A 22167-nucleotide genomic window follows, 5' to 3' on the forward strand; every position below is an offset into this window, starting at 1 on the left:
ACTAGTCTATTAATTATATCATAGATTTTCATTAAATATAAAAAGGACTAATCAAAGATCAGCCCTTTTAATCTAGCACAATTATGAATAAGAACGAACAATATCGCTTAAGCTAGCAGCTTGCGTACCATTCCCTACCGCTGCAAATTTCCAGTCTTGACCATGGCGGTAAATCTCACCAGCAACTAAACTTGTTTTCCCATCGTAATTTTCCGTTAAGTTAAAATGAATTAACTCTTGATGATTATTTGAATTGACAATGCGAATAAAAGCATTCTGAATCATACCAAAATGTTGTTTTCGTTTTACACAATCATAAATATTAACAACAAATACAAGTTTATGGATATGACTAGGAATACGACTCAAATCGATAAGGATTTGTTCATCATCACCATCTCCATCGCCCGTTAAATTATCACCGGTATGTTGAATGCTTCCATCACCACTTTTTAAATTTCCAAAATAAATGACATCTTTATTGTTACGTAATTTATCGTTATCCCCAAGCAGTATAACCGAAGCGTCACAATCGATATCGACACCCCCACCGCCTCCAAAGAGACCAGCTAATAGTCCACCACTACTTTTTTGCTTTACTGGATCCCATCCTAAACCAACAAGTATTTTTGAAAGACTTGGATTCCCTTTTGTTAAATCTACTCTTTGTCCCTTTTGTAAACTAATCGCCATTGTTTATCTCCCCTTTGTTTTTTTATCTCTTGTTTTTCATATTGCGAAAATTATCTTGCAACTGTTCTAATTTTTTCGTTCCTTCTTCTCTTAATTTGCGATTCTCTTCCTCAATCGACTTTGTTTCTTGCATCCCCTTCATGATGATATCCCAAGACTGTTCAATTGTTTCAATCTTAATACTTGGTCCACCAGCAAGTCTTGCAATGTCTGTACTTTGTTGTGATATATTTTGCGCATTTCTAACTAACATTTCATTTGTTCTGCGATCTAATTCACTCATCGAATCAGCAACGAGCTTTTGCCTTTTCGCTGCCATCGCTTGAATAAGTCCATTTTTAAAGATTGGAATCGTCGTCACAAAAGCTGAATTAATTTTCCCAATTAACTTCGTATTCCCTCTTTGAAGCATACGGATTTGTGGTGCCGTTTGTAATGCAACCATTTTCGCCATTTCTAAATCATACACTCGTTGATCTAATAATTCGACTGCATTTCTTAGAGTATCTAATTGCATAGAGGCCATTTGATCACCTGCAATTGCTTTTTGCTCTAATTGTGGCAATTGATTGGCTTTGAGTTCATCAGATTTCATCTGACCAGCAACAGCATACTGTTCAAGGGAAAGGTAATATTGATAGTTTTCCTCATACATCCTATCTAACGTAGTAGTTGCTTCAACCATTTCATTTTGATATTTAGAGATTTCAACATAAATTTTATCGATTTCCTTGCCCATTGTTTGGTATTTTCCAAACAACTTTTCAATAAGTTTTTCGCCCTTTTTGAAGAGTTTATCAAAGAAACCTGGCTTTTCTTTCTCAAAATCTTTCGGGTCAAACTGATCCATAATTTTTCCAAGCTGTTTCAATAATTCTCCGGAATCCTCTACTTTTGTTGTTCTCATATTGCCGAGAATTTGATCAGAAAACTTGGATATCTCCTCAGCTGGTTCTTTACCAAATTCCAAAATTTGGATTTGATCACGCTCGTCTATTGAGGCAGAGAGTTGTTGAACCTCTTTATTTTCTCTTAAAGCTAGTTTAATTTGACTCGCAGATGCTTCTGTTAACTTGTCTTCTGGGTTTGTTGAAATGACATCCAAATTCGTTTGCATATCAGATGAATTCATTTATTTCACTCCTTTATAACTTCTTGAAAAATTTAGTTAGTGCAGATTTTATGAAAGATGGTTCTTTATACTCTAATTCAAAAATGACATCTTCCAACCAATGAACATCATATAAACGCTCATCAATATAATTCTCAATATCATTATGTCCTGCTGGATTATAAACGGTGATATCCACACCGAACTGATTCATCAAAAGTAGCAATACGGCATCATGGCGACTCATTAAGCCATTTAATTCATTATTAAATAAGATAAGCTTAGGTACATCTTGTGAATAATCAAAACGTTGAATGAGTTGTAGCATCTTACCTTGGAGTTGCATACTTTGAGCAAAAATATAAACCTTTAAATCTTCTTCAGATTCATTTGCTTGTTTTTTTAATAATGATTTTTCACAAATTTTTCTTATCGCATAGGCTATCCCTTGCTGTAAGCCATTAGGTAAATGCTTGTAAGTCCAAAAATGAGCATTCATCACTTTATCTGGATCAACTAATCCGTCTTGATCAAGTGCATTACGATAATGGTAGCGATAATCGCTGCTCACCCCTTTTGAAAAAGGAAAAGAGCGGATTAAATAACTATGATCGTTTTCTTCAAGTGTGTGAAGCCTTTCCCAGTATTCTTTGCGGTCTCTACTGACACCTTGAATTTTTGCAAATACGTGCGGAATTTTCACAACCTTGTCTGCCACATCAAAATTAGGGCGAATCATCGCCTTTTCTTTAACAAGTAGAAAAAGTTCATCATAAGTTGTTTTCAACGTCAGCGACGCGGGCAAATATTCTCGTAATTGCCATGGCTTAAAAATACCTGATCCATCTTGATTAAGTATCGATTCTATTTCTTTTGATGCACGATAGGCAACGGTCGATTTTCTTCGTCGCTTTTCAGTTGGAAAAGGTTCAGCCTCATTCTTATTTTGAAAATGATGTACCGGAGTATTTGCCCAATCTAATTGAAACGAGGCAAACGCATCTTCTCCACTAGGTGATATGTAAATCACATCACAACCGAGCGAAAGTAAATAGTAAATAAAGTAAGCATGCGTTTTTTTATAAGGTCCATACCAAATAAATTTCGGGAGCTTTACTGTTAAATCAGCGTTGGTTAAGCTTTCTCCCAAATGGTTATGAGACCATTTAATAAGATCTGTTAAGATTCTACGCAAATCATTATGCTTAAGCCCACCTTCCTCTTTATCAGAGAAAAGTTGTAATGTTTCCATTAATGCTTCGCGGATTTTACGCTGAATAGCTGGTAGTTCTGAACGAAGTAGTAATCCTTCCCCATCTAAAAAAGCGACAAATCGATTAATTGAAAGCTGCTGATCTCTATGGATATTAATAACCTTTTGGATGGACTTAAAATGTTCATTATTCATCGATTTGTCTAAATAGTCTTCACCAATTACTGAAATATCGATCGTTGGATCATTAGCTAGGTCAAACAGTTCATTATAATAGGCATCCTCGTCTAATGGTACACCTAATAACCGGAGAAAGATTTGATTATAAGTAAGTGTACGATTGGCCACCTCATACATCGGCCTTTCATTTAGTGGCGTTTTTAATGCTTCTTTATACCCTTCATATGTAACTGCCATTCGGATATTTTTCACATGACTATGAGTGACATTCATTGACTGATCCCTTCCCTTTAATACATTCGTCTTACAGGCTCATTTTGTATATATATTGTTGTTTTAGAAACAATGATTATAAACACGTATCCATTTCATCTTAACATAAATAGTTACGATTTGAAGCTATTGAATAAGGGCTTCTGCCATTTTCACCATTTACTGTGGTTATGCATATAGTTGCATTACTAAGGATACCTGTATTTGCTTCAAACGAAAGGATAAATGTAATCAAAGGATGGATTAAAAATGAGAATGTTAGCGAAGCGTTCCAAGTTACCTAATATCGATTCAGAATTAAAAATACTGGAACGAACTTTAAACTCCTCAATATTTATAATGCTTGATTTACTCTTTTTGGCTGCCTTTCTTTCATTATTCACTTATACAGTTCACCAGTCCATTTTCTACACGAGCATGATCTTTATTTTCTTTATCACAGCTGGATTGGTTGTATTTTCTGTTGTAAATCGGATCTTTCTCTCCGGTCGAAAGGATTGGTAACTGTCTGAAGTATTTTAGTAAGGAATTCTTCTGTTGCCAGCATCCCTTTTTCCTTTGTTAACCAATGGGAAGACTTTTTTAAATGTTGAGCCAGTTCTCCATGAGCAGGAACAAATGATTCATCACAAATTTTTAAAAAGTCATAATCTAATAATGAATCGCCTGCTCCGAATAAATACTGGGCCCCTTCATTTTCTGCGATATACTGTAGTGCCCTACCTTTGCTTATCGCATTTGGTATAAAATATAATTTTCTACCTTGCAAAGAAATACGCCATCCAAGCCCTTCTGCCGTTAGGCGTATTTCAGCCAATTGGCAATCTGGCAATGTTTCCATTAGCACATAGTAGAAAAACCACCCATCTGCTTCACGCAATCTACCCTCTATCTTAAATGGGATTAAATGATTCAAGAGTTTCTCTTTCGTTCCACTCTTATCATAGACTTCTCGCTTGATACTTTCTTCCCAATTTAGCAAAGGCTGACCGTTATATAGAATTTGTGCGCCATTGGCAACAACTGCATAACGATGGCTAAAAAGAAATTCAATCCGCTCAAATTGTTGCCGTGTTCGTGTAGTAATTGGCACGAACAGAAGGGTATTGCGAATTTGTTGTAATAATTTTATGGCACGATCACTCATCACAGATAAAGCTTTATTATTTTTATATTCAACAACGGTTGCAGATTTACTTGGAATTGCTTCCAATTGCGATATCGCTGTCTCTGAATAGATTAATGTCCGATCTAAATCTGAGGCAAAAATTCCTCCTCTCATTGGATAACCTTCTTAATTAGCCCACAACATGTATAGCTCATTTGTGGATAATGAACCAATTCAAACTTTCTCTCCTCAGCAAGTGCAAACAAATGTTTTAGATAAGGACTATTTTTATCTTTAATCAGTATTTTCCAAGGTACCCTTCTTAAAGCTACTCTCGTCGTCTCACCTACACCTGGTTTAACGAAATGAGAAGATTCGATACCGAACTCCTTTTGGATTCTTAGTATTTCATTCATACCTGAAAAGGTCGCTCCGTAATTTTCATCCACTATTTTACTTGCTTCCTGCTTTGCAATAGATACAACTTTTTGAAATTGCTGAGTTATTTTGTCTAAATAGATGTTTGATAAATCTTCATCAATCATATGATGGTAATATTTCGCCCCATGAAAATCCTTTTCACCAATCCATTGATTATTTAAAACCGTCCTGCTGACTAGTCCAGAAACAGTCGAATTTAAGCAAGCACTCGGAATTAAAAAGTCTTCCCTCGTTCCAAATACGGTTGTACAATGGCCAGGGTCAGCTAAAACAGCCAATGTATCATCAATTTTCACTCCATATTTCTGAAAGAATAAGTGGCAAGCATTTGTTAATTCTATCGAAATGGCACCTTTTCCTGTCCAACCGTCTACGAATTGAATCATTCCCGTTGAATGTTTTTCTAAAATATAGTGAAGAGCATTTTCATCGATTCCTCTATCGCGAATAATAGAAATACTATAATGCGGCAAATCTACATGGTATTTAAAAAACAAATATCTTTTAATTAAAATGCCTATTGGTGTACCTGCTCTCGCTAGTGAAACCAAAACTGTCTGTTTGCCTTTAGCTGCATAAATCTGTTCTGCTACAACAGCTATACTTAAAGCCACTTTCTCTTTAAATTCGTCTAAAGAACGAAAGAAAAGATCGATATACGCTTTTGGTGGCTGGTATTCTATTGGTAAGGTTTCACTATAATGAGCACCTGATTGAATGGCATGTTCTCTGTTTTCTGTTGTATCTTCTAAATGGATATGACTTAAATCCTTTAAAAGAAAGGTGACCTCTCTTCGGTCATATGACCCAAACATAGGCTGTCTGGCGACAATAGTCAAATCACCTCACTCCTTTCAAAAAGACAACTTGAATACTTGGTATTTTTAACTGTTGTAAAAACTTGCTTAAAACCTGTTCATCTACTAATCTTTCAAAAAAGATAAATACTTCATCATATGTTTCCGGTGGTATATTATAGATATAGTTCACCACTTCTTCCACTTCAGGGCTAGGAAAAGTCATACCAAAGCGTGCGCCATAGGATGGTTTATTATGGACATGAATAGGGCTACGGGTTGTACTTTGATACTTTACACTACCCTCCATTAAGCTAGCTATTTTCATTGGCAAATACATAAACTCACCTGTGCCGATACATAAAATATGTTTACCCTTTCTTTTTTGATCAAGAAATGTTGCAACCTTCTCTGCTTTTGAGTTTAATAAAACGTTCACTTTACTATCCAACCCGAATCGACCACTTTCAGCAATATAAGGAACAGTGTTGAAGGGAGACTTTTGATTTGTCGTAGGATAATACTTAGAAGCAAATAGCATAGGTAATTCTTTTTCTATGTAAATTTCATTCATTTCTGTAGATGGACGGTAAAAGTCTACACTTTCTTCCTCCTTAATAACTGGGTTCCCATCTACTTCAACTTCGCCAGCAAGAAGGGATATATGACGTATAGTGATATCTAACGCTTCCTCTAATTCAATAAATGCATTCTTGTTGGTCTCATTTCTCCAATCAAGAATAGAAACAACAGTATAATGCTTCCTCGGAAACTTATCATGTAATGAAGTGATAATATTTCGCGCTGTCTTTCCAGTCGTCACCTCATCATCTACTAATATAATTTCCCGACTATTTTGCAACAAATTGGCGTCGATATAACAACGATGAGAAGTAGCATGTGAATGCTCTTCCTCAAAATGAATGATCGATTCAACGTTTAAAAGATCTTCTCTCGTTGTATGAAAATAATCTGCATTCTTAAACGCTTGAAAAAATGCCTGACCGAGCGCTGTCGCAGTTTCTGCAAAACCAATAATGATGGGGGAATATTGATCGCCAATAAATGCTGTATCACTAAATTTAGACTGCTTATTTTTCAGTACATCCACAAAGGGTGATGATGACGAAAGCTTTTTCCCTTCCACATCCTTAAGGTAGCTTTCTGCTAATAACAGTCCCGTTGCTAACCCTTTTGCCGGCGAGATAGGCAGATGTTTACCTAACACTTTACTAACGAATAAAAAGGATCTTTTTTTATTCTTTCTTGCTGCCATCTGGAATAATTCATCGAATTTAAAATGGTAAGGATTATAGTTGATATTTAGCTTCACCTGCATGGGCTCGATGACGTCTATCATGTGATAACTGTTGGAAGAAATCAATTGTGTTGTATTGTTCATTTAGCACCCCGTAAACTCTTGATTTTAACTCGATTTTTTTTGCCCAATAATAATGGGGCTTCATTTCGTTCATTTTGTTCTGACTCGCACTTTTCATCACACCACGGGCCCCATTTGAATGATTTAATATATCCATTGCATCATTGTATTCTTCATAAGTCACAGTGTTTAAAGCTTGTACCGGCGTAATTTGCGTGGGATGTATAATCGTTTTACCGATGATACCATTACTAATATCGAGTAATATTTCTGCTATGAATCCTCTCATCTCTTTCGGTAGTTTGTTCATAAATGACGATGAATCCATGATTTGCTCCGTTTGATTACTTAGTACGTTAACTTTTTCTTTAGAAACAAAATGCTCCCAAACAGGTCCAGAAAGTAAGTAAGTATTAGGTGCCCTTTGGAAAAAGTTCATAATGTCTGCTAGACAATCTCTCAATACAGCAATATCATATAATGAAGTGGATGTGTTTCTTCTGATTCCTAAAAGTCCACAAAAATCTGTCGCCCCTATCCGGATATTCAAAATAAAATGGGCGTACTTATCGAATATTCCTTTTAGTTTTTTTAATTCTTCCATTCTTGTTTCTTTAAATAGAACTTCTTTCGTTTCAAGAATTGGCATCGCATATAATTCATGGCCACTATTTCGTATATCACTTACGAGTTGCAGCATGTCTTCACCATCGATTGAAGAGAATTTTGGAATGACAATACCAGTTAGTAACTGCCATTCATCTTTAAATAAAGTTATTAGCCGAACTAACTGCTCTTTATTTCTTATACGAATAAAAAGTAATGGCAATTCTTCTAATGTAATAAAGCCTCTAGAAATATCTTGTTGAAGTTTATGTAATGAATGCTGTAATTCCTTTTCCGCTATTTCCACTTCTAGATCACCAATACTATCTTCTAAACAAATGACAACTGATGTTAGACCAGCGTGCTTTTTATTAATCAAATCTTGATGGATTGCAGGACGTGTTGCAGGCATATAAAGGGTGGCTGCTAATGCATATGCAAGCTCATTCTTCGGTGTATATTTATTAAATGTCGTCGGTTCTTTAAAAAAGTACTCATCTAGTGCAGCTTGAGATAAATCTGTAAATAACCTCATACGCCAACTCCTTTTTTTAATTTCAGAAAAATTTAATAGAGGGGACCCAGAAATAATTGCAATTATTATCAGATATTGGAAGATATTGATGGAGTGAAAAAAGAGGGATGAAGCAATTCATCCCCTTTTCTTATGAGCCTGCTGCTTCAGTACGTTTTCTCTTCGCATGTACAATAAAAGTAATTGCAAAAACAATCACAAGTACGCCAAAGAAATACATATGATCTATGTGAATACCTGCTGCACTTAACAACATCTTTAAAGAGATTAATAGAATAAGAATATAAGAGCTTGTTTCAAGTTCAGGTACACGGTCAATTAATTTTAAGAATACCCCTGCAACGCCCCTCATCATGATGATACCTAGCATACCACCAACAAGAAGTACCCATATTTCTTGACTCACACCTAGTGCTGCTAAAATGCTATCAATTGAAAAAGCAATATCCATTAATTCAACGGCAATAACTGTTCCCCAAAATGTCCCAAACAGACGAATCAATAAGCCTCGTTGATTGATTCCTTCCAACGCTTCTTCGTCTTCTGCTTCTTCTGCTTTCTTTTTGTCGATAAAATATTTAATAGCTAACCAGCCTAAGTAAGCGGCTCCTAGTACTTTTATCCACCAAAATTTAATTAAAAATACACCTACACCTATCGCTAAAAAACGGAAGAAATAAGCGCCAAGCAACCCATAAAAAAGTGCTTTCTTTCGTTGTTTTGGTGGTAGGTGCTTAACCATTACTGCTAAGACAAGCGCATTATCGGCTGAAAGCAAGCCTTCTAAAATGACCAATGTGCCAATTAGCACCCATGCATCTGGTCGAGATAATGCCTCAACCCACATATCCCAATCAAAGAAACTAGAATAGGTATGTAGGATCCCATCGATAATTTCCATAGTGAATTTTTCCCCCTGATCAACTTTATATACTATCGTTCCTCACCTAGTATATACGAATATGTACTAGAAAAGTTTCAATTTTTGAAATTAACTCATCCATTTTGGCGGGGTATTTTTATCCCAGTAGATAGATCCTAGTTCATGGTGAGTTTGGAATTGATCATAGGCAGTATGATAATGGAAATTAAACCAATAACCTTGCTGTGGTGGATGATCTCTTCTGACATGAAAACGAATGACATCTTTCTGCTTGGCCTCATCTGCTATATGAAAAATTCGTTCTGAAACGCCCGCAGAGGCCGTTTCAGTGATACTCAAATGATGCAGATTCTCCTCTGTATACTGCTCTGCAACTTCTGAAATCGCCTTTTCTATATTAGGTAGGATGACGATTTGAAATTCTGATTCAATGACCGGTTTAATTTTTTCACCAAACTTTTCGAAAGAATGCTTTTCCGCGGAAGTAACCATTTCCTTTATAAAATCCTCCCTCGAAACTTGTGAAGTTTCTTCTCCACTTACATCTGGTAAGCTTTCAGCTAAAACTGCTTTTCTTGGTGACTTATCTTCTTCATGCTGAATAGGTAATAAACTCGTTGGTGTTACCAATCCAAATGTAAAGATTGTCACCATCACCACTAATGATTTTCTTAACCAACTCGGCAAGTGTATCTCCTCCTCAGATGACTTTCATTATTTATTTAAAAATGCCACTTTTCTCAATACGGGAAACAACTTCTAATAATGTTTCTTCTGATTGGACAATACCCATGCGTACATAACCTTCGCCCCATTCACCAAAGGCATTTCCAGGTGTTACAACGACTCCCGCTTTTTCAATTAATTCAAGTGCGAATGGCTTAGATTTCATTCCATCCGGTAATTTCCCCCATACGAACATCGACCCTTTAGGTAAAGCCACATCCCAACCTACTTCTCGTAATCCAAGAACAAAAGAATCTCTTCTTTTTTTATAGACCGCTCTCAATTCATCTAAAAAGGAGGAATCATCAGCTAACGCCTGTACAGCAGCCATTTGAATAGGATAAAAAACGCCATAGTCAAGGTTAGACTTTAGATTACTTAAAAGAGAAATAACTTTACGATTTCCTGCAGCATAAGCCACACGACACCCTGCCATATTAAAGCTTTTAGATAACGAGTTCATTTCAATCCCTACATCCATCGCACCATCAACTGATAAAAAACTAATTGGCACCTCTTCAAAATATAATTCAGAGTAAGCAAAATCGTGGAGAATGACAATCTCATTTTCTTTCGCATATTCGATTGCTTGTCCAAAAAATTCTTTTGTCGCCAGGGCAGGAACCGGATTTCCAGGATAATTTAGAATCATTATCTTTGCTTTTTTACTAACTTCTTTTGGGATATCAGCGAAAGAAGGTAAGTAATCATTTTCTTCTTTTAAAGGCATACGATACATTTGCCCTCCTGCAAGATTCACACCTGCTTCGTACGCTGTATAACCAGGATCTGGAACGAGTACTATATCACCAGGATTACAAAGCACCATTGGTAAATGGACCAAACCGTCTTGTGAGCCCATCAGTAACGTGGTTTCTTCCTTCGCATCGAGGGTTACGCCGTATTTTCTACTGTAATAATTCGCCACTGCCTCATGAAACTCCGGAATCCCTTTTAATGTGTAACCATAAAGCTTTGGATCACTTGCCATTTCGCCCATTATCTTTGTTATAATTGGAGGAGGTGGTAAATCGGGACTACCGACACTAAGATCGATCATTTTTATGCCTTCTTCTAGTTTCCGTTGCTTGATTTCAGCTAGTTCCGAAAAAATACTCTCTTGGAATTGCTCCATTCTCGCTGCCATTTGAATATTCATGTTCATTGCCTCACAAAATTTTTCTTTTATTCTACCATATTTTATCACTTTTTGGGCATTGGTTCATGATTAATTGCTGCTTTTTTGGGGGATATATACAAATAAGAAAATAAGAAGGGGGAAGGTACATAATGGATTCTAGTTGGATTGCGCTTGTTGGTGGTTTAGTACTACTTGCTTACTTTGTTTATATGTGTATCACTGATTAAAAAACGTTTGCCATTAGTTTCGATTGCTGTAGCCATTAGTAAGGCAACAGCAATCTTTTTATCTTTTTTCCCACACACCGTAGTGGAATTTCGCTGATTTACGTTTGATTTGCTGAAATGCAAAGGCTTGGAATCTTTCACTACGGAAATGATCCTTCAATACCACTCTCTCTTTAGACACGCGCTTCGCCTCAATAATCATATCCTCAGTCAAATCACCTTTGTATGTAATCGAATGTAATGCATTGATATTAGGCGATTCTTTTATCGTTGTTTCAAACATGGGGTCAATATAGACACATTCAAAGGAAGCATCAGGGACAGATTTCAAGTAATTGATGGCTAAATCATGAACTACTTCGATTCTTTCCATACTGCCTTTCATGATTACGTTGTCATTTGGCCATTCTTTCAAACCTTGACCAACGAAATACGCTATCACCTTACTTGCTTCTAACCCAATTACCTTCCCTGTCTCACCTACAGCATAACTTGCCACAATGCTATCTGAAGCTAGCCCAAGTGTGCAATCAAGAAAAGTAGAACCCGCTTTTAGTTGACAAATTTCTATAAAAGGATCATGTTCACCTTTTTGCAGACGCTTAAGGCGGAACATTGCTGAACTAGGATGAAAGAAAAAAGGGCTTTCCTCACCTACTTTATATAGTTCCATTCGCTCTTTTCCAACGACAATTCCGTTCGTTTCGTATTGATTGACCATACTCTTTATTGTTCTTTTTCTTCTATGTATAAAGGGAAGGTTCAGCGTCCTTGCTACCTGCTTTGCCTTATTGGTTTCGTCAGGATTTGTCCTCGCTGATGTTGTAACAAACATCAAAACACCTACTTATTTTATTGAAATTAAAAAGCAACAGTTAGGATAAGAATGCTCCTAACTGCTGCACTCAATCACCTTTTATCGTGTGATCCTTTTTATAATTTATTATCAAACGCTGCTAATAAATTGTGCATAATTTCTTCCATAGAGTGATCTTCAATATCATGACGTGGAATAAAATGTACCACTTCTTTCCCTTTAAGAAGGGCCATAGATGGAGAAGACGGCTCAATACCTGTGAAATATTCACGCATTTTTGCTGTTGCATCTTTATCTTGACCAGCAAAAACGGTCACTAAATTGTCTGGTTTCTTCTCTGCATTTAATACAGCCTGAGTCACTGCAGGTCTTGCTAATCCTGCTGCACAGCCACAAACAGAATTCACGACAACTAATGTTGTACCTTCTGCTTGCTCCATATAATCGTTTACTTCTTCTTCAGTTGTTAACTCGCTAAAACCGGCCTGAACAAGCTCAGCTCTCATCGGCTTCACAACTTGTTTCATATACTCTTCATAAGCCATAGACATAAATATTCCCCTCCTTTACTAATGATTGCACAGTAAGCATACTATATTTCAAGCCTATATTGCAAAGTTATCGTTCTCGGATAAAAGGAATAGCCAATGATAGACGATTGAATAATTGGAAATCCAAAATATTTATGACTGGACGGATGCTTCTAAGTCTATTGCAGGGTTTCGCCTTTTTTGAGGTGTTGAAGCATGTGTTTTTTTCGGATAATACCAAAAGTGCGGTGTTAGATCACGTCTCAAAGGGAGACATCCCCACACACATTAAGCTAACAAACACAAGAGCCCACAATTGAATAGTCCTACTATAAATTTTTGACTAAGGTTAGTCAATTAGCCATAAAAACTGCTACTAGCTGAAGTTACTATTGATTGCCCTTCCACTCTTTTCTAAGCAAACTATAAGTGACAATATTGTTATAACATCCGTTGATGAACTCAGCTTCACGGTTTATACCTTCTTGTTTAAACACTAGACGTTTAGGTATATTTCTACTTTTAATATTTGCTTCTGCACACTGAATCTCGACTTTATTAAGCCCTAAATCACAGAGAATATAGTCAAGCAGTGCTTTTACACAACATTGAAATTATCCCCTTACCTTCAATAGTATCCAATGCTCGTATGTTTTGTCTTCCAATTGATAAAATGAAGTGAACTCATCCCAACTAATCTACCATCGTAAAATATACCTGTGTTAAAACCTTGATTTCTGCAAATTGCTTAACCAGATAGGAACTCAATCTCTTTTGCGAATCTGAGTGACTTGCAAAACCTGTTTGCTCTGCTCTCAATCTCATTTGGGAAACTGAGTGACTTGCAAAAACTGTTTGCATTGCTCTCAATCTCATTTGGGAATCTGAGTGACCTGCAAAACCTGTTTGCATTGCTCTCAATCTTATTTGCGAACCTGAGTGACTCGCAAATCCAATTTGCTCTGCTCTCAACCTCATTTGGGAGCCTGAGTGATCTGCAAAACCTATTTGCACTGCTCTCAATCTTATTTGCGAATCTGAGTGATTTGCAAAATTTGTTTGCACTGCTCTCATTACTTTTTTTCGACCTGAGTGACTTGCAAATCCAATTTGCTCTGCTCTCAACCTCATTTGGGAGCCTGAGTGATCTGCAAAACCTATTTGTACAGCTCTCAAACTCATTTGTGGAATCTGAGTGACTTGCAAATCCAATTTGCTCTGCTCTCAACCTCATTTTCGAATCTGAGTGACCTGCAAAAACTGTTTGCATTGCTCTCAATCTCATTTTCGAATCTGAGTGACCTGCAAATCCAATTTGCTCTGCTCTCAACTTCATTTACGAATCTGAGTGGCTCGCAAATCCAATTTGCACTGCTCTCAAACTCATTTCCAAACCTGAGTGACTCGCAAATCCAATTTGCACTGCTCTCAAACTCATTTCCAAACCCGAGTGACTTGCAAATCCAATTTGCATAGCTCTCATTCCCTTTTTCTAACCTGGCCGACGTGCAATTCCGGTTTGCCCACTCTTTTTCACTCAACTCATGGAGGCACGCACACATCTCGACATAACACTATTCCTGCCAATGTAAAAACCTTCTATATCTATGTCTCTATCTCTACTTTTTGATCGAGTTTCTTTTGGACTGAACCCTGCTTATCCTCAGTTCTAACACAAAAAAATTACCTACGGGCTTCGTCGTATACTGGTTATGATTGAAAAAGGACACCTGCATGTTGCGCATGCAGGTGTCCTTCTAACTCATCCATTTTTCCGTGATTCTGTCATTTGCTTCCATACAGACCCTTTTGCTTCTTCGCCTTGCTCAATTCTTTCAATTGCTAGTTTAATTTGCAGACTTACTTCAAATTCATTATCATTTTCAGCTGCTTTTAAGGCAGGAAGCGCTTTTTCGTCGCCTACTTCGTATAAGAACATTGCTGCACGCCAGCGAACCAGCTTGCTTTTATCAGATAATGCTTCCATCATTTTTTCAGAAGCTTCAGGGAAGCCGAGATCTGATAAACAATCCCCCGCTGTTCTTCGCACTGTGACTGATTTATCTGTTAGCGCTTTATATAGATAAGGTAGTACTTGAACGTCTTCAATCATCCCTAAGTAAACAGTTGCTAATCTTCGCACAGACGCTTTTTCATCTTGAAGGGCAAAGTCAAGTACATCTAAATCATCTAGAGAAGGATCAGCCATTTGCTCAAGCTTTTGATAGCGTATACGCCAGTCTTCCACTTTTAAATCATCTGGGGTAAGTTTAAGACGGACTCTTGGTGCCAATGCTTCTTCTGATTCTGGACTTTGGGCTGCAGTGATGAGTGTTTTTACTCTTTCCTCTGGGTATGCAGCTAGAATCTCATCCACTACTTCTTTACCTACTTGTTCGAATTCACCATAACGCACTCCTAGTTCTTTCCACTTTCTCACCATGACTACATTATCATCAGGTGCTTGTGCATCACCTACAGCTTTAACATAAAGTTCCGGTAAGCCAAAGCGCTTTTCTTCTGTACCATCTGTTAATTTCACTTGCATCGGTATGCCTTTATACGTTTGCACAAAAGCTTGTACTTCACCAAAATGTTCATTTACTTCCGTTCCCCCAGCACTCTCAGCTTCTTCACCAAAGGCTGCTCTCACTTGAGGAAGTAAATCTTTCCAATCGAATTTCGCATTTCGTTCGACTGCAAGAAAATCGGCTACATGATAGACACCTTTAATTCCATCTATTTTTAAGATATCAACAATGACTTCCGGCGCTCCTTCAGCCTGACCTACTTTGTAATTATTGCTTGTCCCCATAGGCAGTTCTTTATCTAAGATCACCTTCATCGTATTCGGACTTGGTGTAGGTTCAATCGCTTTTATAATCAATGAAATCACCCTTTACTTTAATTGTTCTCTCATGATAATTATTCTAACATAAATCATCGTCTACTTTCATTTATCTACATTGATTAAGCATCTGCCCATTCAGACAGATAACTCCAACGTTCAATGAGATATTCTAAATCATGATTTAGCTTTTTTTGTTCATCCATGAGCTGTTGAGCTTTTTCGAAATCACTACCAATATTGTTCATATCCTCATCGATTTCTTTCAAACGACTTTCAATCGCTTCCATTTTGTCATCGATTTGCTCCCATTCTCTTGCTTCATTATAGGAAAGCTTTTTCTTTTTTGGTTTACTTTCTTCCTTTACTTCTACTATCTTTTTCTCTTCCGCTTTTTTACTTGATGCTTGTTTTGATTTCTCAAGGTATTCACTATAATTCCCATAATAACTTGTTATTTCCCCATTTCCTTGTAATACAAGTAATTGAGTGGCGACTTTATCGAGAAAATAACGATCATGTGAAACCGTTATAACCACACCAGCAAAGCTTTCTAGATAATCCTCTAGCACCGTTAACGTCTGTGTATCAAGATTATTTGTCGGCTCGTCTAAAAGCAAAACATTCGGTGAAGTCATTAAGATTTTCAATAAATATAATCTACGTTTTTCTCCACCTGAAAGTTTTCTAATTAATGTACCATGCATATAAGGTGGAAACAGAAAACGCTCAAGCATTTGAGCAGCAGATATCGTTTTTCCGTCAGTTGTTTCGATTACTTCGGCCGCTTCCTTTAAGTATTCAATCACTCTTTTGCTCTCATCCATTTCTTCACTTTCCTGTGTGTAATAAGCGATTTTAACCGTCTGACCGATGATTCTCTCACCTTGGTCTAACGGTAAATTGCCGGCTAAAATATTTAGAAAAGTGGTTTTTCCTGTCCCATTTTGACCAATAATGCCTAGTCGGTCACCTGGTTTCACTAGCAGGTCATAGTTTTTTAGGATGGCTAAATCACCATAGTATTTTGTCGCTGATTTCAACTCAAATACTTGCTTTCCTAACCGACTACCACTTAAAGACATGTCTAATTTTTCACTTGAAGTAACATTTGTCAATTTTTCATCTAATTGATCAAAACGATCTATGCGCGCTTTTTGTTTGGTTGTTCGCGCCTTGGCACCACGTCTCATCCACTCTAACTCTCTACGATATAAATTCCGTTGTTTATCGATTACAGCTGCTTCATTCTCCTCTCGGACCGCTTTCGCCTCAAGGAATGCTCCATAGTTACCTTTATAACTGTATAATTGTGCCGCATCAAGTTCAAACATCCGGTTTGTCACACGATCAAGGAAATAGCGATCATGTGTCACAAGCAGAATTGCTCCCCGGTATCGGGTAAGATACTCTTCTAGCCATTGAACCGATTCATGATCAAGATGATTCGTTGGCTCGTCGAGAATTAATAAATCACTATCTTGTATCAACGTTTGTGCTAACGCTACCCGTTTTTTTTGTCCACCGGACAATTCACCAACTTTTTTTTCAAAGTCGGCAATACCTAGTTTTGTTAGGATCGTTTTGGCATTTGTACTTGCTTCCCACCCATTATTAGCATCTAATTTTTTTTGTAATTGGAAAAGATGCTCCTGTACTTCGCTATGTTCTGGATGTTCATTCAAAGCGATTAATGCTTGCTCATACTCTCTTAAAAGCACGAGTAAAGGAGAATCGCCTGCAAATACTTGTTCAAGTATAGTCAATTGTTCGTCTAATTTAGGTTCTTGTTCAGCGTAGGAGACTGAATAATCCTTAGGCGCAATAATCTCTCCAGCATCAGGCAAATCAATACCAGCGACGATTTTTAACAGTGATGACTTTCCTGTTCCATTTACACCAATTAAGCCAACGCGGTCATTTTCTCCGATAGTAAAATTAATTTGCTTAAATAGCTCTTTTTCACCGTAAGTTTTTGTTATATTTTCTAATGATATATTTTTCATTTCATTTCGACCATCCATTCATTAATCTATCTAAACCAGCTATATTGCGGTTAGGCTATTAACTATTCTAATAGCTAATTGTAACATGAAAAATGGTGACCCGTGATATATTCATGCTTATCAACTTTACTCATAAAATTTTTTATAAAAAAAGTCGAGACAATAGGAACTGGATTGTTCTACTGAGCACCGCTTTTTAGCGTTGCCATGTAAGAATACCATCTCACCTATTGTCTCAAACCTCTAATATTGATCTAATACTATTAATGTTTGTTGTGTGTAGTCAATTAAATCAAGTAAGTCTTCTAATTGATCTTCTGTTATCAGTCTGTCAAAATTGACTACTATCTCTTGCGTCCATTCATTCTCTACCTTAGTTAATCGTTGTTGAATGGTACGGCGATTCCCCCATTGTTTAACGACTTGCTCGTAAGCTGATTCTAACTTATTTTTTTCCTGTTTTTGCAGGATAAAAGAGATGGATAGATGAGCACCGATTTCATTTGTGAATGGGTGCGCAGGCTGCAATTCCGCCGTAATTTGTTGCAAATTGGCCTGTAAGGTAATTTTTGCTGATAAAGTGTTAGCAACGGTTGTATCCGTAAATGAGATGTCATAGCGTCGGCTAAATTTCGCTAGATTCATCCAATCATTTCGATCGATTATCTTCATTTCACCCGTTAAATCAAAATCATAAATATGCCCCTCTAAAACAACCTTCATATTATCAAAAGCTATTGGGTCAAACAATGTATCAATTCCCCTTTATATTGATTAAAATAATCCTTTCGCTTGTCCTTGTTGATCCACATCCATTTGCATCGCTGCGGGTACTTTAGGTAACCCAGGCATTGTCATAACAGCTCCTGTTAATGCCACAATAAAACCGGCACCTACAGAGGGCTTTAATTCTCTTATAGTTATTGTGAAGTCAGAAGGAAGACCTAATTTTGCTGCATCATCGGATAATGAGTATTGGGTTTTAGCCATACATATAGGGAGCTGAGACCAGCCAAAGCGTTCAAAATCGGCTAATTGTTTCTTTGCTTTCGATGTAAACTCAACTCCGCTTGAACCATACACATTTTTAGCAATTGTTTCAATTTTCTCTTCTAAGCTGTCATGTAAATTGTAAAGTGGCGTAAACGATTGGTCTGTTTTTGCAATTTGCTCTAACACTTTCTCTGCTAACTGTAAGCCACCTGTTCCTCCTTCTGCCCATACTTCTGTTAGTGACCATTGTATATTTTGCTCTTCACACAACTCTTTAAAAGTCTCAATTTCATCTGCGGAATCACCATTAAAGCGATTAAGTGCAATAACGAACGGCAATCCGAAACTCTGAACTGTTTCAACATGCTTTTTCAAATTAGAAAATCCTTTTGCTAGTGCAGCCGTGTTCTCTGAGCTGAGATTTTCCTTAGCGACGCCCCCATGCATCTTAAGTGCACGAATCGTCGCCACAATGACAACTGCATCAGGACTTACACCCATATTTCTCGCTTTTATATGTAAAAATTTCTCTGCTCCTAAATCGGCGCCAAATCCCGCTTCTGTTACAACATAATCAGCTAACTTCAAAGCAGTGTTTGTCGCGATCACACTATTACAACCATGTGCAATATTCGCAAATGGTCCACCGTGTATAAGTGCAGGTGTATGTGCTAAAGTTTGTACTAAATTAGGCTTGATTGCCTCTTTTAATAAAAGGGTTAAAGCACCTTCAGCACCTAAATCAGCCACCGTAACCGGTTGTTTGTTAATATTATAAGCAATAATCATTTTGCCTAATCTTTTCTTCAAATCATGTAGGTCTTTCGCTAAACATAGTACTGCCATTACTTCAGAGGCCACTGTAATATCAAAACCATCTTCTCGCGGAATACCTTGAGCAGGACCTCCCAGACCAACAATGACATTTCTTAACGCACGATCATTTAAATCCATCACTCTTTTCCAAATAATTCTTCTCTGGTCAATTTTAAGATCATTTCCTTGTTGGATATGATTATCGATTAAGGCAGATAAGGCATTATTTGCTGTAGTAATCGCATGGATATCACCTGTAAAATGAAGGTTAATATCTTCCATCGGTACGACTTGTGAATATCCCCCTCCTGTCGCTCCACCTTTAATGCCCATTGTTGGACCTAGAGATGGTTCTCTCATGGCAATCATCGACTTTTTCCCTAACAGATTTAATGCATCACCTAAACCTACAGTAACAGTTGATTTCCCTTCGCCTGCAGGTGTGGGATTAATGGCTGTAACAAGAATTAATTTCCCATTTTCCTTACTCTCCACTCTTTTAAGTGTTTCGGCTGTAAGTTTCGCTTTATATTTACCAAATTGCTCTAAATCATCGGCCGTAAGTCCGAGCTTTTCCCTAATCTGGTGAATTGGTTTCATCGTTGTTTCTTGAGCAATTTCAATATCTGACTTCACATATTTCCCCATCGCTTTTCCTCTCCTCTATACCAGTTGTCATTGCAAGCGTTACTATTGTATCACTTCCTAAATCTAAATAATGATATGTGACAAGAAATTTTCAAATTAATGATAATTTTAAGGTTTTCAGGTTGCTCAATAAGTTAAACGTCTTTATAATAAGTTTATTGAAATTTCACACAGTAGGGGATGATCACTTGCCAATCACCATTCCACAAGGACTTCCAGCACGGGAAATTCTCGAGGAAGAGCAAATATTCATTATGGATGAAGGTCGCGCTAAGGGGCAAGATATTCGCCCATTAAACATACTTATACTTAACCTCATGCCGCAAAAAGAAAAAACAGAAACACATTTATTAAGATTATTAGGTAATACACCGCTTCAAGTCAATATTACCTTGTTGAAAACCGTTACACATCATTCAAAAAATACAAGCCACATCCATCTTGAGCAGTTTTATTCAACATTTTCTGAAATCAAACAAAAAAAGTTTGATGGCATGATTATTACGGGTGCTCCGATTGAATTACTCTCCTTTGAAGAAGTCGATTATTGGGAAGAGTTAAAAGAAATAATGGACTGGACAAAAACCAATGTCACGAGTACACTCCATATTTGTTGGGGAGCACAAGCAGCACTTTACCATCATTTCAATATTGATAAGTTTGAGCTACCGGAAAAATGTTTCGGCGTGTTTGACCATGATGTAGAAAATTGGTCAGAAAACTTATTACGCGGTTTTGATGACTCTTTTGTCGCACCCCATTCAAGGCATACGGATATATCATTAGAAGAGTTAAAGAATCATAGTAAGGTCAAGGTTCTTGCTGCATCACCTCAAGCGGGTGCTTTTATTATGAGCGCCAATGAAGGTAAACAAATTATGATTACCGGTCACCTTGAATATGAAGCAACGACACTTGCTGAAGAATATGAGCGAGATCGGGCAAAAGGATTGCCCATAGCCATTCCGAATCACTATTATCCCAATGATGACCCAACCAAGACACCAAAAAACAAATGGCGTTCGCACGCCCATCTATTATTCTCCAACTGGTTAAATTACTATGTTTATCAACAAACACCCTATGAATGGGATTAAAAATAGCCGATCCGTAGAATATACGGATTGGCTATTTTTTTATTTTGCATACATTGTGAATAGGAATTGATTTTGAAGAACTAGACAGTTGACAATTAAGAGGATTCTACTCGGACAAAAATGGTCACAATAGCAATTTCGGCAATAATTTTGATTACTCCGTTTCGAGCAATAGTAGAACTATTATTGAGAGATTCCTTAATTCCTCTCCTTGGGAAACAGTATTTTAAAAACTGAGTTTCATTATTGCATTATGATCAGGTCAGTTTCCATAATCAAAAGCGGTGTTTTCCCCCTTTTTGCACTACTCCCTATAGTCACTTTCATCGCCCATGAGCAGCGCCTCTCTTTTGAGGCCCTTTTAAAAAATTCCGCTATACAAACAACCAATACATGTACACTAATTCTGCTGCACATAGCCACCTTCTTCATACGGTTGGACAACGACAAAACCTTCACCTGAAAATTTCATTTGCACTGAGTCACCGCTACCACGGCCTACAAATGTTTTGAATGAGACATCCGCAACGAATTCCGGTTGCAAATGGCCAGACCAAGCGACCGTTGCATGCGGATCTGTTAATACCGGTTTATCAGGAGTTACCTTTAGTGTTAATGGTTCATAATGAGTCGTTATTGCCGCCATTCCCTCCCCTTCTAAGCGAATATTGAATAGTCCACCTGAAACGATGCCAGCTACTTTTCTCATAAGCTTGACGTCCCACTTCAAACTTGGTTCAAACGCTAATAAATCATTGGCACTCACGCATAATGTATCATTATGAAAGCGGATGATGGAAATCTTCTTTCCTTGATCCGCTAAATAGAGTTTCCCCCTACCTGTTGCCTTCATAAGAGCTGTGCTCTCCCCAGAGAAAGCACGTTTGAACATTTTCCCAATTCCATGTTCTAAAATCCCTTCACGAACAAATTTGATTTGACCTTCATACGCAATCATGGAACCAGCTTTTGCCCAAATCTGCTGTTGTAAGTTCACTTCTAATAACCGGTCCGTTTCTAACTCAAATAGGCCCTGACCCCTATCTTCTTGCTCTGTTTTCTCTACAAACTCTGATAATGAGTACCTACTCATAAGC

General features: G+C 37.3%; 20 protein-coding genes. 1 reads left to right on the forward strand and 19 read right to left on the reverse strand.

Features of this window, described 5'->3' with window-relative positions:
- Positions 1–81: 81 nt before the first annotated feature.
- The 18 genes from MKY26_RS08505 to MKY26_RS08590 all read right to left on the reverse strand — a co-directional run bounded on the left by MKY26_RS08505 (position 82) and on the right by MKY26_RS08590 (position 19973).
- Positions 82–693, reverse strand: a complete 612-nt coding sequence (locus tag MKY26_RS08505; protein ID WP_095372861.1) for a TerD family protein — start codon at positions 691–693, stop codon at positions 82–84.
- A 22-nt stretch (positions 694–715) separates the two neighbouring features.
- Complete coding sequence (locus MKY26_RS08510; RefSeq protein ID WP_370873270.1) at positions 716–1810, reverse strand: toxic anion resistance protein; 1095 nt, start codon at positions 1808–1810, stop codon at positions 716–718.
- Positions 1811–1838: 28 nt separating this feature from the next.
- Positions 1839–3470 carry a YceG family protein gene (locus MKY26_RS08515; protein WP_095372859.1) on the reverse strand — a complete coding sequence of 544 codons (1632 nt, stop codon included), beginning with the start codon at positions 3468–3470 and terminating at the stop codon, positions 1839–1841.
- Between the two features lie 436 nt (positions 3471–3906).
- Positions 3907–4752: an HAD family hydrolase gene (locus MKY26_RS08520; RefSeq protein WP_341095532.1), complete on the reverse strand. Its 846-nt coding sequence runs from the start codon at positions 4750–4752 to the stop codon at positions 3907–3909.
- Entirely contained in the window at positions 4749–5834 is a 1086-nt protein-coding gene (locus MKY26_RS08525; protein WP_341098679.1) for a cysteine protease StiP family protein, read from the reverse strand. The genes MKY26_RS08520 and MKY26_RS08525 overlap by 4 nt, the downstream gene beginning before the upstream one ends.
- A 25-nt stretch (positions 5835–5859) precedes the next feature.
- The gene (locus tag MKY26_RS08530; RefSeq protein WP_341095541.1) at positions 5860–7218 is read right to left on the reverse strand and encodes a phosphoribosyltransferase family protein; all 1359 of its coding nucleotides are present in this window, start codon (positions 7216–7218) and stop codon (positions 5860–5862) included.
- Positions 7127–8338, reverse strand: a complete 1212-nt coding sequence (locus tag MKY26_RS08535; protein WP_307313198.1) for an HpcH/HpaI aldolase/citrate lyase family protein — start codon at positions 8336–8338, stop codon at positions 7127–7129. The genes MKY26_RS08530 and MKY26_RS08535 overlap by 92 nt, the downstream gene beginning before the upstream one ends.
- 130 nt (positions 8339–8468) lie before the next feature.
- A complete protein-coding gene (locus MKY26_RS08540; RefSeq protein WP_095372854.1) occupies positions 8469–9239 on the reverse strand; it encodes a TerC family protein in 771 nt (256 codons plus the stop codon).
- A gap of 90 nt (positions 9240–9329) precedes the next feature.
- Positions 9330–9908: a YpjP family protein gene (locus tag MKY26_RS08545; RefSeq protein ID WP_307313193.1), complete on the reverse strand. Its 579-nt coding sequence runs from the start codon at positions 9906–9908 to the stop codon at positions 9330–9332.
- A gap of 31 nt (positions 9909–9939) precedes the next feature.
- Positions 9940–11106 (reverse strand): LL-diaminopimelate aminotransferase, encoded by a 1167-nt coding sequence (locus MKY26_RS08550; RefSeq protein WP_322909532.1) that lies wholly within the window; start codon positions 11104–11106, stop codon positions 9940–9942.
- Positions 11107–11373: 267 nt separating this feature from the next.
- The gene (locus MKY26_RS08555; protein ID WP_095372851.1) at positions 11374–12150 is read right to left on the reverse strand and encodes a class I SAM-dependent methyltransferase; all 777 of its coding nucleotides are present in this window, start codon (positions 12148–12150) and stop codon (positions 11374–11376) included.
- 98 nt (positions 12151–12248) lie between these two features.
- The gene (locus MKY26_RS08560; RefSeq protein ID WP_095372850.1) at positions 12249–12683 is read right to left on the reverse strand and encodes a BrxA/BrxB family bacilliredoxin; all 435 of its coding nucleotides are present in this window, start codon (positions 12681–12683) and stop codon (positions 12249–12251) included.
- 672 nt (positions 12684–13355) lie between these two features.
- Positions 13356–13874: a hypothetical protein gene (locus tag MKY26_RS08565; protein WP_341095567.1), complete on the reverse strand. Its 519-nt coding sequence runs from the start codon at positions 13872–13874 to the stop codon at positions 13356–13358.
- A 124-nt stretch (positions 13875–13998) separates the two neighbouring features.
- Entirely contained in the window at positions 13999–14136 is a 138-nt protein-coding gene (locus MKY26_RS08570) for a hypothetical protein (RefSeq protein ID WP_341095573.1), read from the reverse strand.
- A 288-nt stretch (positions 14137–14424) separates the two neighbouring features.
- The gene (locus MKY26_RS08575) at positions 14425–15549 is read right to left on the reverse strand and encodes a conserved virulence factor C family protein (RefSeq protein ID WP_095372847.1); all 1125 of its coding nucleotides are present in this window, start codon (positions 15547–15549) and stop codon (positions 14425–14427) included.
- A gap of 83 nt (positions 15550–15632) precedes the next feature.
- A complete protein-coding gene (locus MKY26_RS08580) occupies positions 15633–17516 on the reverse strand; it encodes an ABC-F family ATP-binding cassette domain-containing protein (RefSeq protein ID WP_341095582.1) in 1884 nt (627 codons plus the stop codon).
- 243 nt (positions 17517–17759) lie between these two features.
- Entirely contained in the window at positions 17760–18266 is a 507-nt protein-coding gene (locus MKY26_RS08585; RefSeq protein ID WP_328197668.1) for a hypothetical protein, read from the reverse strand.
- 24 nt (positions 18267–18290) lie between these two features.
- Positions 18291–19973, reverse strand: a complete 1683-nt coding sequence (locus tag MKY26_RS08590) for a formate--tetrahydrofolate ligase (protein WP_341095594.1) — start codon at positions 19971–19973, stop codon at positions 18291–18293.
- A 188-nt stretch (positions 19974–20161) separates the two neighbouring features.
- On the opposite strand from MKY26_RS08590, the gene metA reads away from it, so the two are divergent.
- The gene (gene metA / locus MKY26_RS08595) at positions 20162–21070 is read left to right on the forward strand and encodes a homoserine O-acetyltransferase MetA (RefSeq protein ID WP_095372843.1); all 909 of its coding nucleotides are present in this window, start codon (positions 20162–20164) and stop codon (positions 21068–21070) included.
- A 400-nt stretch (positions 21071–21470) separates the two neighbouring features.
- Here the strand turns inward: metA and MKY26_RS08600 are convergent, their stop codons facing one another.
- On the reverse strand, positions 21471–22163 hold the full coding sequence (locus tag MKY26_RS08600; protein ID WP_095372842.1) for an AIM24 family protein: 693 nt from the start codon (positions 22161–22163) through the stop codon (positions 21471–21473).
- Between the last annotated feature and the right edge of the window lie 4 nt (positions 22164–22167).

Origin of the sequence: Cytobacillus sp. FSL R7-0680 (assembly GCF_038009245.1) — a bacterium.
In the GTDB taxonomy this organism is placed as follows: domain Bacteria; phylum Bacillota; class Bacilli; order Bacillales; family Cytobacillaceae; genus Cytobacillus; species Cytobacillus kochii.